Annotated in this window: 12 protein-coding genes; 7 read left to right on the top strand and 5 right to left on the bottom strand. The window is 71.5% G+C overall.

Annotated elements, in window-relative coordinates:
• From EOINJALH_RS06800 to EOINJALH_RS06780, 5 genes are all read left to right on the top strand, one after another.
• Positions 1–749, top strand: a 749-nt coding sequence (locus EOINJALH_RS06800; protein WP_234413696.1) for a methyl-accepting chemotaxis protein, incomplete at its 5' end; no start/stop codon positions are given.
• Positions 750–761: 12 nt separating this feature from the next.
• A complete protein-coding gene (locus EOINJALH_RS06795; protein ID WP_088279589.1) occupies positions 762–1,283 on the top strand; it encodes a chemotaxis protein CheW in 522 nt (173 codons plus the stop codon).
• 16 nt (positions 1,284–1,299) lie between these two features.
• Entirely contained in the window at positions 1,300–2,094 is a 795-nt protein-coding gene (locus EOINJALH_RS06790) for a protein-glutamate O-methyltransferase CheR (RefSeq protein ID WP_088279588.1), read from the top strand.
• Positions 2,081–2,689: a chemotaxis protein CheD gene (locus tag EOINJALH_RS06785; RefSeq protein WP_234413695.1), complete on the top strand. Its 609-nt coding sequence runs from the start codon at positions 2,081–2,083 to the stop codon at positions 2,687–2,689. Before EOINJALH_RS06790 ends, EOINJALH_RS06785 begins: the two co-directional genes overlap by 14 nt.
• Positions 2,690–2,748: 59 nt before the next feature.
• Positions 2,749–3,816 (top strand): chemotaxis response regulator protein-glutamate methylesterase, encoded by a 1,068-nt coding sequence (locus tag EOINJALH_RS06780; protein WP_088279587.1) that lies wholly within the window; start codon positions 2,749–2,751, stop codon positions 3,814–3,816.
• 34 nt (positions 3,817–3,850) lie between these two features.
• Here the strand turns inward: EOINJALH_RS06780 and EOINJALH_RS32565 are convergent, their stop codons facing one another.
• The 4 genes from EOINJALH_RS32565 to EOINJALH_RS06760 form a co-directional block, all read right to left on the bottom strand.
• Complete coding sequence (locus EOINJALH_RS32565) at positions 3,851–5,824, bottom strand: methyl-accepting chemotaxis protein (protein WP_234413694.1); 1,974 nt, start codon at positions 5,822–5,824, stop codon at positions 3,851–3,853.
• Positions 5,825–5,905: 81 nt separating this feature from the next.
• Positions 5,906–7,114: an MFS transporter gene (locus EOINJALH_RS06770; RefSeq protein ID WP_088279586.1), complete on the bottom strand. Its 1,209-nt coding sequence runs from the start codon at positions 7,112–7,114 to the stop codon at positions 5,906–5,908.
• The gene (gene aroC, locus EOINJALH_RS06765; RefSeq protein WP_088279585.1) at positions 7,111–8,229 is read right to left on the bottom strand and encodes a chorismate synthase; all 1,119 of its coding nucleotides are present in this window, start codon (positions 8,227–8,229) and stop codon (positions 7,111–7,113) included. The genes EOINJALH_RS06770 and aroC overlap by 4 nt, the downstream gene beginning before the upstream one ends.
• A 126-nt stretch (positions 8,230–8,355) precedes the next feature.
• Positions 8,356–8,820: a CBS domain-containing protein gene (locus tag EOINJALH_RS06760; protein ID WP_088279584.1), complete on the bottom strand. Its 465-nt coding sequence runs from the start codon at positions 8,818–8,820 to the stop codon at positions 8,356–8,358.
• A gap of 77 nt (positions 8,821–8,897) precedes the next feature.
• On the opposite strand from EOINJALH_RS06760, the gene EOINJALH_RS06755 reads away from it, so the two are divergent.
• Together EOINJALH_RS06755 and EOINJALH_RS06750 are read left to right on the top strand one after the other, a co-directional pair.
• The gene (locus EOINJALH_RS06755) at positions 8,898–10,277 is read left to right on the top strand and encodes an O-acetylhomoserine aminocarboxypropyltransferase (RefSeq protein ID WP_088279591.1); all 1,380 of its coding nucleotides are present in this window, start codon (positions 8,898–8,900) and stop codon (positions 10,275–10,277) included.
• 2 nt (positions 10,278–10,279) lie between these two features.
• A complete protein-coding gene (locus tag EOINJALH_RS06750; RefSeq protein WP_088279583.1) occupies positions 10,280–11,092 on the top strand; it encodes an alpha/beta fold hydrolase in 813 nt (270 codons plus the stop codon).
• Positions 11,093–11,114: 22 nt separating this feature from the next.
• On the opposite strand, the gene EOINJALH_RS06745 is transcribed toward EOINJALH_RS06750, so the two are convergent.
• Positions 11,115–13,862: a bifunctional diguanylate cyclase/phosphodiesterase gene (locus EOINJALH_RS06745; RefSeq protein ID WP_144289891.1), complete on the bottom strand. Its 2,748-nt coding sequence runs from the start codon at positions 13,860–13,862 to the stop codon at positions 11,115–11,117.
• Positions 13,863–13,881 lie beyond the last annotated feature (19 nt).

Here is a 13,881-nt window from a genome sequence, read left to right as displayed (position 1 = left end):
GCGTCACCGACGGCATGGCCGCCAAGGCCGCCCGCGAGGCCGGCGAAGGCGCCAGCGCCGTGGCCCGCACCGTGGAGGCGATGAAGTCCATCGCCACCAAGATCTCCATCATCGACGACATCGCCTACCAGACCAACCTGCTGGCACTGAACGCGGCCATCGAGGCCGCCCGCGCCGGCGAGCACGGCAAGGGCTTCGCCGTCGTCGCCGCCGAGGTGCGCAAGCTCGCCGAGCGCAGCCAGGTGGCCGCCCAGGAGATCGGCAACCTCGCCGGCTCGTCGGTGCAGATGGCCGAGAAGGCCGGTGCCCTGCTGGCCGAGATGGTGCCCTCGATCCACAAGACCAGCGAGCTGGTGCAGGAGATCGCTGCCGCCTCGGGCGAGCAGAGCGACTCGGTCGGGCAGATCAACGCCGCCATGGGCCATGTCAACACCAGCACGCAGCAGAACGCCAGCGCCTCCGAGGAGCTGTCGGCCACGGCCGAAGAGTTGTCGGCCCAGGCCGCGCAGCTGCAGGAACTGATGGCCTTCTTCCGCATCGGCCAGGACGACGCGGGCGCCGGCCGCTCACAGGCCACCAACGTGTCGGCGGACGATCGGCCGAGGCGCGCGCAGGGCCTGGTGTCGGGCCGCGGCATGGCACCGGCCAGCCACCCGGCACGCCGCGCTCCGGCGCGCGCACCGGGGTCTGCCAGCCCGCGCACGGCGGCCACCACGGCGGTGGACGAATCGCAGTTCACCCGTTTCTGAAGGAGCGTGACGATGCAAGCCAGCACCCAGTCCGCTGCACCGGCGATGCCGGAGCCGGGTGGTGCCCTCCGGCAGTACCTGCGCTTTGCCCTCGGCGATGCCAGCTATGCCGTGTCGATCGACAACGTGCGCGAGATCCTTCAGGCCGACACCATGACCGCCGTCCCGCTCATGCCGGGCTTCATGCGCGGCGTGATGAACCTGCGCGGCGCCGTGGTGCCGGTGGTCAACCTCAGTGAACGGCTCGGCCTGCACGAGTCGACGCTGGGCCGCCGCAGCTGCGTGGTGATCGTGGACGTGGTCGACGAGGAGGCCGACACCTCCAGCGTCATCGGCATCGTGGTCGACGCCGTGTACGAGGTGTTCGAACTGGCCGCACTCGAGCCCACGCCGGCCTTCGGCACGGCCATCGCCGCCGCCCACATCGCCGGCATGGCGCGCACGAACCAGCAGGTGCTGGCCGTGCTCGACCTCGACCGGGTGCTCGCCATCGAGGAACTCTCGCAACTGGTGGCCCGGCACATCGGCCATTGATCACCGCAGACCGCCCATGACCTTGTCCACGCCCTCCTTCACCGCGGTGACCGACCTGTTCCACCGCGTCTCCGGCATCCGCCTGTCGGACGCCAAGCGATCGCTGGTCACCGGCCGCCTGCAAAAGCTGGCCGCCGAGGCCGGCATCCCCGACCTGGACCGCTACGTCGAGCACGTGGTCGCCGGCCGCGACGCCGACGAGACCCGCCGCGTCATCGACCGGCTGACCACCAACGAGACCTACTTCTTCCGCGAGCCGCAGCACTTCGACCTGCTGGCCGACCTGGCACGCAAGCCGCGGCACGGCGCCACCTTCCGTGTGTGGAGCGCGGCCAGTTCGTCGGGCGAAGAGGCCTTCAGCATCGCCATGGTGCTGGCGGAGCACATCGGCCCGCGCGGCTGGGAAGTGGTGGGCACCGACCTGTCCACCGCGATGGTGGACAGCGCCCGCCGCGCGCTGTTCCCGATCGACCGCGTGCGCGACACGCCCACCGCGCTGGTGAAGAAGTACTGCCTGCGTGGCCAGGGCGACTACCAGGGCCAGGTGCTGATGGCCAAGGAACTGCGCCAGAACATGCGCTTCGACCAGGCCAACCTCACCGAGGCCCTGCCCGACATCGGCCTGTTCGACGTGATCTTCCTGCGCAACGTGTTGATCTACTTCGACCCGCCGTCGAAGGCGAAGATCGTGCGCCGCGTGATCGAGAAGCTCAAGCCCGGTGCCCTGCTGTTCACCGGCCACGCGGAATCGCTCAGCGGCCAGGATGTCGGACTGCGCGCCTCGAGACCTGCCGTCTATGAACGCAACTGACCGCATCGTGCACCGCCCGCCCACCGTCGCCAACCGCCCGGCCGCCGCGCCGGCCACGCCGCCTGCACGGCTGGCGCCCCGCCCGGCGCCGGTGCCCAACCGCACGCCCTGCATGCTGGACGCCCGGCCGGGCGACCACCTGGTGCTGATGCCTGGCCAGCTGCATTTCGGCCGCAGCGCGGCCACCGTGCGCACCCTGCTGGGCAGCTGCGTGGCCATCACGCTGTGGCACCCGCAGAAGCGCCTGGGTGGCATGTGCCATTTCCTGCTGCCCTCGCGGCGGCGCGACGCCGGCACGCCGCTGGAAGGCCGCTTCGGCGACGAGGCGGTGGAGCTGATGGTGCAGTCGCTCACCCGCCAGGGCACCCGGCCCGAGGACTACGTGGCCCACCTGTACGGTGGCGCCGACACCATGCCCGAGGGCGCCAAGGTCAAGCTCAACATCGGCGAGCGCAACATCGAGCAGGGCTGGACACTGATCGACAAGTACGGCTTCCAGCTCGACGGCGTGGACGTGGGCGACAACGTGCCGCGCACCGTGCTGCTCGACTACGGCGCCGGCGAAGTGCAGATCAAGCGGTCCAACCGCATCTGAGACTGAGAGTCGTTCGATCATGCCCGCTCAAACAACTCTCAGCCTCTGAAGGAATCCCCATGTGCGCCATCAAGGCCATGATCGTCGACGACTCGGCGGTCGTGCGCAAGCACCTGTCCGAGCTGCTCACCGCCGGCGGCATCGAGGTCGTCGCCACCGCGGCCGATCCGCTGTTCGCCTGGCCCAAGCTGCAATCCAATCCGCCCGATGTGCTGGTGCTGGACGTGGAGATGCCGCGCATGGACGGCATCAGCTTCCTGCGCAAGCTGATGGCCGAACACCCCCTGCCGGTGGTCATGTGCTCCACGCTGACCGAGGCCGGCTGCGAGACCACGATGCAGGCGCTGGCCGCCGGCGCGGTGGGCTTCGTCACCAAGCCCAAGATGGGCCTGAAGACCTTCCTCGAAGACCGCTCCAACGGCCTGGTCGATGCCGTCAAGGCCGCGTCCAAGGCCAACCTGCGCGCCATGGGACCGCGGGCCTCCGGCCCGGCGCCGGTGCTGCCGTCGCCCACGATGTCGCCCACGGCCATGGCCGAGACCACCGACCGCGTCATCGCCATCGGACTGTCCACCGGCGGCGTGCAATCGCTCGAGGCGGTGCTGCGGCAGTTGCCGCGCACCCTGCCGGGCGTGGTGGTGGTGCAGCACATGCCCGAGAAGTTCACCGCCGCCTTCGCGGCGCGGCTCAACGGCCTGTGCGAGCTGGAGGTGGCCGAGGCCCGCAACGGTGACCGCGTGCTGCCCGGCCGCGTGCTCATCGCCCCGGGCGGGCGCCACATGCGCCTGAAGCGCAGTGGCGCGCAGTACATCGTCGAGGTGACCGACGGCCCGCTGATCAACCACCATCGGCCCTCGGTGGACGTGCTGTTCAAGTCGGTGGCCCAGTGCGCCGGGCGCAACGCCATCGGCGTCATCATGACCGGCATGGGCGACGACGGCGCGCGCGGCCTGCGCGACATGCACGATGCCGGCGCCACCACCGCCGCCCAGGACGAGGCCAGCTGCGTGGTCTTCGGCATGCCCAAGGAAGCCATCCGCATGGGCGGCACCGATGCCGTGGTGCCGCTGAGCGAGATGGCGGGCTGGATGCTTCAGCAGTCGGCCAAGCCGGTGCGCAAGGGCTGAGCCCGCCGCGCGCCGGCCGTGGTCGGCGCGCCGCTCAGGGCAGCTTGAACTGCGACACCATGCGCGCCAGCGACTCGGCCTGACCCTTCAGCGAGTCGGCGGCGGCCGCGGTCTGTTCCACCAGCGCCGCGTTCTGCTGCGTCATGGTGTCCATGTCCTGCACCGCGCGGGTGGTCTGCGTCACGCCGCCGGCCTGTTCACGGGCGCCGGTGGAAATCTGCGCCAGCAGCAGGTTCACCTGCCCGGCGCTCTCGACGATCTCGCCGATGGTGCGGCCGGCCTGGCCGACGATGCTGGCGCCGGCCTCGACGCGCTGCACGCTGGTCTGGATCAGCGACTTGATCTCGCGCGCCGCCGCCGACGAGCGCTGCGACAGGCCGCGCACTTCGGAGGCCACCACCGCGAAGCCGCGGCCGGCGTCGCCGGCACGCGCCGCCTCCACGGCCGCATTGAGCGCCAGGATGTTGGTCTGAAAGGCGATACCGTCGATGACGCCGATGATGTCGTTGATCTTGCTCGACGAGGCGTGGATGTCCTGCATCGTCGACACCATCGAGCCGATGATGCGGCCGCCCTGCTCGGCGAGCTGGGCATTGCCGGTGGCCAGCCGCGAGGCCTCCACCGCGCTGTCGGCCGTGCTGCGCACGGTGGCGGCGATCTGTTCCATCGCCGAGGCCGACTCTTCCAGATTGGCCGCGGCCTGCTCGGTGCGGGCCGACAGGTCCATCGAGCCGGCGCTGATCTCGCCGGTGCTGTGCACGATGTTGTCCGACGCGCCGCGCACCTGGCCGACGATGCCCCGCAGCGACACCTGCATCTGCACCAGCGTGTGCATCAGCGAGGCCGCCTCGTCGGCGCCCCAGGCCCGGGGCTGGGTGGTGAGGTCGCCGTCGCGCATGGCCTGGATGTGGAACGCCACCTCGCGCAGCCCGCCGTCGAGCACCTTGCGGAAGGCCATGAAGAGGTAGACCACCAGCACCAGCGACACCGCCAGCACGCCGGCCGTGAGGTTGCGGCCAGCCAGCAGGCCATCGACGCGCGCGGCGATCAGTCCGTCGAGCGCATCGGTGGCGCGGTTCATCAGCGCGAACTGCAACTCGATCACCCGGGTGGCTGCGGCCACGTGCTCGGGCGCCTGCCCCTGCACGCCAGCCTCGGCCAGCAGCGAGGCGTCGATGCGCGCCAGCAGAGCCGCCTGCGCCTCCATCGCCTGGTCGGCGTCGACGGCGCCGCGGACGGCCGGGTTGTAGGCCACGGCCTTGTCCAGCCCGCCCTTCACCGCCGCGAGGTTGCTGCGCAGCGTGGCCGACTGTTCGACCATCTGGCGCCACTGCTCGGGCGAGGCCTTGCCGGCGGACAGCACCGCCGAGCCCATGCCGCGCAGCTGCCCGGCGGCCTCGATCATCACCGGCAGCCGGAACATGGCTGCGTCCATCAGGTAATAGGTGTCGATGTCGGGGTCCAGCGTCAGGTTGGAGCCATCGGTGGACACGCCCAGCAGGTCGAGCGCGGCCTGGATGGCGGCGCCATGCGCGGCGAACGCGGCCTTCGCGTCGGCGCGGGCCGCCGCGGCGGCCGCGGCGGTGAAGGCGGCATGCGCCTTGGCCGTGCCCAGTTCGGCCCCGTGCGCCACTTCGAGCGCGGCCAGGCGCGACCAGGCCGCGTTGGCGCCGGCCGTGTCATCGGCGACGATCGAGCCCGCCACCGAGCGCAGGCGATTCAACTGCAGCAGCTTCACCAGCGGCATCACGGCGCGCGCGTAGACGATGCCGGTGCGTTCCTTCGACGAAAAGTCGATCGCACTGCGCTTGTCGCCGAAGTAGCTGTAGGCCAGCACGGCGATCGGGATGGCAAACACCAGCGAGATGACCAGCGCCTTGGCGCGGAAGCCGATCGCGCGGAACAGGCGGACGCCAGGTGCCCACACGCCGTGGTACCGAAAGAAGTCGGCCAATCGGCTGTCGGAGGCGGCAGACGAGGCTGATCCGGCGGCGGGTCGCGTGCTCATGGGCGGTCTTCCGGGAGGCAAGGGTCGACACGACCCTTCGGCCGTCCATTCTGGGCAAGCCTGCCGTCGCTGAAGGGCCGATCAGGCGGGTCGCAACGGTGCTGTTCGACCTTGCTCGTGCCACCGCGACAGGCGCAGGGCCCCCCAGGCCAGCACCGCGCAGCCGGCCGCCGCCCAGAACACCGCGGCGAAGCCGTGGCGGTTGCTCAGCCAGCCGCCTGCCAGACCGCCCAGCACGCCCGAGAAGCCATAGCCGATCATCGAGTACAGCGCCTGCCCTCGGCCGCGCATGGCGCCCGGGAAATGCCGGTCGACGAAGGCGATGCAGGCCGCGTGCTGCGCCGCGAAGGTGATGGCGTGAAGCGCCTGCGCCGCCACCAGCACCGCCACATGGCCGCCCAGCGCCGCCGTGGCGGCGAAGCGCAGCGCCGCCATCAGCGCCGCCAGTTCCAGCCAGCCGTGCAGCGACAGCCGGCCGAACCAGCGGCCCTGGGTCCAGAAGAACACGATCTCGACCGCCACCGACACCGCCCACAGCGCCCCCACGGCGCCCTTGCCGTGGCCCAGGTCGACCAGGTAGAGCGAGAAGAAGGTGTACAGCGCCGCATGGGCCAGCACGTGCAGGAAGGTGCCGGCGAAGAACCACGCCACCGCGGGCTGCCGCAGCACGCCCAGCACCGACACCGGTGCGCCATGGGCCGCCACGGCCGCCGGCGCCGACGGCAGCCGCCAGGCCGCCGCCAGCACGGCGCCGAAGATCAGCGCCACGTACCAGGGGAAGCCACCGATGCCGAATCGCTCCAGCAGCACGCCGAACAGCGACACCGACACGATGAAGCCCAGCGAGCCCCACACCCGCACGCGCCCGTAGCGCGCCATGTCGATGACGCCGCCGCGGCTCAGGTGCTGGGCCAGCGCGGCCTCGGCCAGCGGCACGATGCCGCCGTTGGCCAGGAACAGCAGCGCCGTGAACACCGCCAGCGCCAGGTGGCCCCGCGCGACCAGCAGGCCCAGCGCCGAGGCCAGCGCCAGCGCGGCCGCCCAGCGCACCAGTTCGGCCCGGCGGCCGCCGTGGTCGCCCAGCCAGCCCCAGGCATAGGGGGCGACGACGCGCGTCCAGCTCTGCAGCGAGGCCATGGCGCCGATGGCCAGTGTGGACAGGCCTAGTTCGCGGTACCACAGCGGGGCATAGGGGTTGAACAGCCCGATGGCGGCAAAGTACGCGCACCACACGGCCGCGAAGGCCGGCAGCGGCGGCCGACCCGCACCGGCGCCCGCGGGGGCGATCATCGGCCGGGTGTGTGGCCGGGTGTGTGCCCGGCGATCGGCGGCAGCGGCAGGTGCACGTCGCCGCACTGCGCGCGGTGGCGCAGCGCGTGGTCCATCACCACCAGCGCCAGCATGGCCTCGGCGATGGGCGTGGCGCGGATGCCCACGCAGGGGTCGTGCCGGCCATGCGTCTCGACGGTGGTGGGGCGGCCGTCGCGGTCGATCGAGGCCTTGGGGCTGCGGATCGAACTGGTCGGCTTGATGGCGATGGACACCACCAGGTCCTGCCCGGTGGACAGGCCGCCGAGCACGCCGCCCGAATGGTTGCTGCGGAAGCCGTCGGGCGAGAGCTCGTCGCCGTGCACCGTGCCGCGCTGGGCGACGACGCCGAAGCCGTCGCCGATCTCGACGCCCTTGACGGCGTTGATGCCCATCATCGCGAACGCGATGTCGGCATCGAGCTTGTCGAACAGCGGCTCGCCCAGGCCCACCGGCACCTGGCGCGCGCGCACCTCGATGCGGGCGCCGCAGGAGTCACCGGCCTTGCGCAGCGCGTCCATGTGCGCCTCGAGCCGCGGCAGCACGCTGGTGCCGGGCGCGAAGAAGGCGTTCTGGCCGATCTGCGCTTCGTCTTCGAACGGGATCGCGATGTCGTCGAGCTGGCTCATCCAGCCGGTGAAGGTGGTGCCGTGCCACTGGTGCAGCCATTTGCGTGCCACCGCACCGGCGGCCACCATCGGGGCCGTCAGGCGCGCCGACGAGCGGCCGCCGCCGCGTGGGTCGCGCAGGCCGTACTTGCGCCAGTAGGTGTAGTCGGCATGGCCGGGGCGGAAGGTGTCGAGCAGGTTGCCGTAGTCCTTGCTGCGCTGATCGGTGTTGCGGATCAGCAGGCAGATCGGCGTGCCGGTGGTCAGGCCCTCGTAGACGCCGGACAGGATTTCCACCGCGTCGGGCTCGTTGCGCTGGGTGACGTGGCGGCTGGTGCCGGGGCGGCGGCGGTCGAGCTGCGGCTGGATGTCGGCCTCCGACAGCGCCATGCCCGGCGGGCAGCCGTCGATGACGCAGCCGATGGCCGGGCCATGGCTCTCGCCGAAGTTGGTGACGCGGAACAGTTCGCCGAAGGTGCTGCCGGACATGGGTGGGCGGCGTGGTGCCGAGCAGGAGGAAGGGCCGAATGACAAGAGGCCTGGCCGCCTTGACGCCGACCAGGCCACGGATTGTCGCAGCCCGCCTGGCCGCCCCCGGCGGCCCGCACGAAGAACCTACAGCTTGGGCTCGGCCGTGCCCTCTTCCTCGACCGGCCAGTCGCGGATGTAGGCCTTGAGCATGCGGTTCTCGAAGTCCTGCCCGTCGACCACCGCCTTGGCCACGTCGTAGAACGACACCACGCCCATCAGGGTGAGCTGGTCGAGCACGGGCATGTAGCGCGCGTGGCGGCCCAGCATCATGCGGCGGACTTCGTCGATCTCGGTCTCGGGGGTGCAGGTGAGCGGCGCATCGTCCATGACGCTGCGCACAGAGAGCTTGCCCACGCCGCCGTCGTTGCGGACGATGGCGGCGATGACCTCGCGGAAGGTGAGCATGCCGACGAGGTGGCCGTGGGACATGATGACCAGCGACCCGATGTCGTGGTCGGCCATGGTGCGCACGGCTTCGGCCAGCGGCTGCTCGGGCGGTGCGGTGAACAGGGTGCTGCCCTTCACGCGCAGGATGTCGCTGACTTTCATGATGGAGTCTCCGGATGGAACCATGAAAAACATAGCACACAATGCCCTGCCACGACACCCTGTTTTCACTCCACACCATGGCCGGTTCCAGCGATCCCGCGTTCGACACCCTGGCGCTGCACGCCGGGGCAGCCGCCGACCCCGCCACCGGCGCACGTGCGGTGCCGATCCACCTGACCACGTCCTTCGTGTTCGAGAGCAGCGCGCATGCGGCGTCGCTGTTCAACATGGAGCGATCGGGCCATGTCTACAGCCGCATCAGCAACCCCACCAACGCGGTGCTCGAGGAGCGGGTGGCGGCGCTCGAAGGGGGCGTCGGCGCCATCGCCACGGCCAGCGGCCAGGCCGCGCTGCACCTGGCGGTGGCCACGCTGGCCGGCGCCGGGCACCACATCGTGGCCAGCAGCGCGTTGTACGGCGGTTCGCACAACCTGCTCGACTACACGCTGCGCCGCTTCGGCATCGACACCACCTTCGTGCGGCCCGGCGACCACGCCGCCTGGCGCGCCGCCATCCGGCCCGAGACGCGGCTGCTGTTCGGCGAGACGCTGGGCAATCCCGGCCTCGACGTGCTCGACATCGAGGCGGTGTCGGGCATCGCCCATGCCGCCGGGCTGCCGCTGCTGGTGGACAGCACCTTCACGCCGCCGTGGCTGTTGAAGCCCTTCGACCATGGCGCCGACCTGCTGTTCCATTCGGCCACCAAGTTCCTGTCGGGCCATGGCACGGTGGTGGGCGGCGTGCTGGTCGACAGCGGCCAGTTCGACTGGGCGGCCAGCGGCCGCTTCCCCGAACTGAGCCAGCCCTACGACGGCTTCCACGGCATGGTCTTCGCCGAAGAGAGCACGGTGGGCGCCTTCCTGCTGCGCGCGCGCCGCGAGGGCCTGCGCGATTTCGGCGCCTGCATGAGCCCGCACACCGCCTGGCTGATCCTGCAGGGCATCGAGACGCTGCCTCTGCGCATGGCGCGGCACGTGTCCAACACGCGCGAGGTGGTGAAGTTCCTCGCGGCGCAGCCCTCGGTCGCCCGCGTCGGCTACCCCGAACTCGACACCCACCCGGACAAGGCCCTCGCCGCCCGCCTCATGCCGCGCGGTTGCGGTTCGGTCTTCAGCTTCGACCTGAAATCGCCCCCAGGCCGCCCCGTCGGGGCGTCCGCCCCCCAAGGGGGTGAGTCCACTCGGGAGCGGCCCGTCGTGGACTCGGGCTCGCGCGCGCAGGGCCAGGCCTTCATCGAGTCGCTGAAGATCTTCTCGCACCTGGCCAACGTGGGCGATTGCCGCTCGCTGGTGATCCACCCTGCCTCCACCACCCACTTCCGCATGGACGACGCGGCCCTGGCGCGGGCCGGCATCGGGCCCGGCACCATCCGCCTGTCCATCGGGCTGGAAGACCCGGAGGACCTCATCGACGACCTGAAGCGCGCGCTGCGCGCGGCCGAGAAGGCGGGGGCTTGAGCATGGAACTCACCGTCCAGGGCCGCCGCGCCTACGCCTACACCGGCGGCAAGCCTTTCGATCCCGCCCTGCCCTGCACCGTGTTCATCCACGGCGCGCTGCACGACCACAGCGCCTGGACGCTACTGGCCCGCTGGTGCGCGCATCATGGCCGCAGCGCGCTGGCCATCGACCAGCCCGGCCACGGCCGCAGCGAGGGCCCGCCGCTGGCCAGCGTCGAGGCGCTGGCCGACTGGACGCTGGCGCTGCTCGACGCCGCCGGCGTGCGCGAGGCGGCGATGGTGGGGCACAGCATGGGCTCGCTGATCGCGCTGGAGGCGGCGGCCCGCGCACCGGAACGCGTCTCGCGGCTGGTGATGGTGGGCACGGCCTACCCGATGAAGGTGTCCGATGCCCTGCTGGCCACCGCCCGCGACACGCCGCTGAAGGCCATCGACATGGTCAACGCCTTCTCGTTCTCCAGCACCGCCAGCAAGCCCTCGTTCCCCGGCCCGGGCATGTGGCTGCATGGCGCCAACCGGGCGTTGATGCGGCGCATGCTGCAGGGCTCGGTGCCCGGGCACACCGAGGTCAACCTGTTCCACCACGATTTCAGCGTCTGCGACCGCTATGCCAACGGCCTGCAGGCCGCCGCGCTGGTGCGCTGCCCGGTGAGCTTCATCCTCGGCAGCCTCGACCAGATGACCTCGCCGAAGGTCACGCGCGACATCGCCGCCGCGCTGAAGCCCCGCATCCACACCCTGCCCTGCGGCCACGCCATCATGCACGAGCAGCCCGACGGCATGCTGCTCGCGCTGGTCGACAGCCTGGCCTGACGCCCAAACCGGGCGGCGTCGGTCAGGTGATCGCGGCCTCCGCGTCCGACGCGGCCTCGAGCAGGGCCACCACCCGGGCGGGTTCCAGCGGACGGCCGAACAGGTAGCCCTGCAGTTCGTCCACGCCCAGGTCGCACAGGGCCTGGCGCTGCGTCTCGGTCTCCACGCCCTCGGCCACGGTGCGCAGGCCCAGCGAGCTGGCCAGGGCGACGATGGCATGGGTCACCGCCCGCGCCGCCGGGTCTCGCCCCAGGTCGGTGACGAAGGACCGGTCGATCTTCAGGATGTCCACCGGCAGGCGGCGCAGGTAGGACATCGACGAGTAGCCGGTGCCGAAATCGTCGAGCGCGATCACCAGGCCGCGGCGGCGCAGGCGATCGAGCCGCAGCACCGTGGGCGTGGAATCGCCGACGAACACGCTCTCGGTGATCTCCAGTTCCAGATCGGCGGGGGCCAGGCGGTGGCGCGCCAGCGCGGCCACCAGGTCGCCCTCGATGCGGTCCGATTCGATCTGGTGGGCCGACAGGTTCACCGCCACGCGCAGGCCGTGGATGCCCTGGTCGCGCCACTCGCGCAACTGGGCACAAGCCGCCTCGATGACCCACAGGCCCAGCGGCTCGATCAGCCCGCAGTCCTCGGCCACCGAGATGAACTCCGAGGGCGGGCACAGGCCCCGGGTCGGGTGCTGCCAGCGCACCAGCGCCTCCACCGATTCCATCACGCCGCTGCGGGCGTCCACGCGCGGCTGGAACAGCAGGCGCAATTCGTTGCGCTCGATGGCCAGCGGCAGCTCGCGCTCGATGCGAGCGCGCTGCTGCGCGGCGCTGTCGAACTGGGACTCGAAGCTCACCGCGCGTCCCTTGCCCAGGCGCTTGGCCTCGTACATGGCCTGGTCGGCGTGGCGCAGCAGGTCGTCGACGACCAGGTCGCCACCGACATGCAGCGCAACGCCGATGCTGGCCCCCAGCGGCACGGTCCAGTGCGAGGTGCGGTGGGCATTGGCCAGGTCGCGGCAGATGGAATCGGCCACCCCGCGGGCATCGCCTTCGCGCGCCAGTTCCGGCAGCACCACGACGAATTCGTCGCCCGCAGGACGGGCCAGCACGGCGTCGTTCGGCACCATGCGGCGCAGGCGCCGTGCGATCTCGCAGAGCACCTGGTCGCCGATCGCGTGGCCCTGGCTGTCGTTGACGGCCTTGAACCGATCGATGTCGACGTACAGCACGGCCAGCGGTCGCCCGCTGGCCGCGGCTTGCGCGCCGGCCGCGACCAGCGCCTCGCGCAGGCCGGCGCGGTTGAGCAGGTCGGTGAGGGGGTCGTGGCGCGCGTCGTGCAACAGGCGCTGTTCGCGGTGCGCAGCGTTGGCGGCCACCACCGCACGGTTGCGCAGCTCTTCGAGGTGGCGCAGGGCGGCGCCGTCCACGGTGACCGACGCCGGCGCCGCGATGGCCAGGAAGCCATACAGGCGTCCACCGCCCGACATGCCCAGCAGCCGCAGCGTCACGCTCGGTTCGAGGCCCACAGGGTCTTGCAGCGCCAGCCGCTCCGGCTCACCATCGAGCCAGGCGCCCTCGGCCTGCATCCAGCGCTGTCGGCTGCTGGGTTCGATGGCGATCGCCAGCGCCTGCGGGCTGTCGACGCCGGGCCGCACCACCTGGCACGGCCAGGGGTCTGTCTCGGCCGGCCCGGACCGGCCGACCACCACCGCATGGCCGGGCAGCAACTTGGCCGCGCGCTGCGCCACGCGGGCCAGCACGATGTCCAGCGCGCGCAAGGCGACGATGTCGCGGTCGATCGAGGCCAGTGCCTCGGTCTCCTCGAAATGCCACTCGAGGCGAGCGGCCATGTCGTTGAAGGCCTCGGCCAGTTCGCCGAACTCGTCGTGCGACTGCACCGCCACGCGGGTACCGAACTGTTGCCGGGCCATGCGGCGTGCGCCGTCGGCCAGGCGTCCCAGCGGCTGCAGCGTGCGGCGCACCTGCACCAGGCTCAGCAGGCCGGCGGACAGCAGGCTGGCCAGGGCCACCAGCGGCATCAGCGAGCCCAGCAGCCCGGACGCAGCCGGCGCTGCGCCGTCGGTCGACCCGGCCATGAAGTGCCAGTCGGCCGACTTGAAGTGCGCGTCCAGGAACAACGGCTTGTGCACCATGACCTGCCCGTCCACCCGCGACGGCGCCTCGAACGCATGCGGGCGGCCGTCGACCGGCGGGTCCGCCGCCAGGTGCCGCAGTGCGAGGGTCGTCGCACCGGGATCGTTGCAGTAAAGCGGCTCACGCTGTGGGCCGACGACGCACAGCCACTGGTCCGGCGGCAGGTCGTCGGCGTCCTCCCACAGGAACGCCGGATCGACCAGGCCCAGCCAGCGTCGTCCGCTGGCCTGGTCCAGGTGGCTCACCACGACGGCGGGTGCCCCACCGGCCGTCGGCGAGACCATCAGCCCCTGCGCCGCCGGCGCCAAGGCCAGCGCCTGCAGCCGCCGACGGTCCTCGGCGCCGCGCAGCAGCACCACGTCGCCGGACGCCGACACGGACACCACGGCCCGCAAGGGTGACTCGCCACCGCTTGGCTTCGCGAATGGCTGGACCGACTCGAAGACCAGTGCCTGCCGGGCCATGCGCAGGCGGTCCAGCACCTGCAGGCCGGCCACCTTGGCCGATTGGCTCAGCGTCTGCACCTCGCGGGCCTGCTCGGCCTGCCGCACCGCCTGGTGGGCCAGTGCGGCCAGCAACAGGGTGGGCACGGCAGCCGCCAGCACGAACAACGCGGTCACCCGCCAGCCGACGCGGCTG

Source organism: Ideonella sp. A 288 (assembly GCF_002198735.1).
Classification (GTDB): Bacteria; Pseudomonadota; Gammaproteobacteria; order Burkholderiales; family Burkholderiaceae_C; genus Pseudaquabacterium.
Note: the sequence above shows the minus strand (reverse complement) of the source record. Positions and strands in the feature narration are given on the sequence as shown.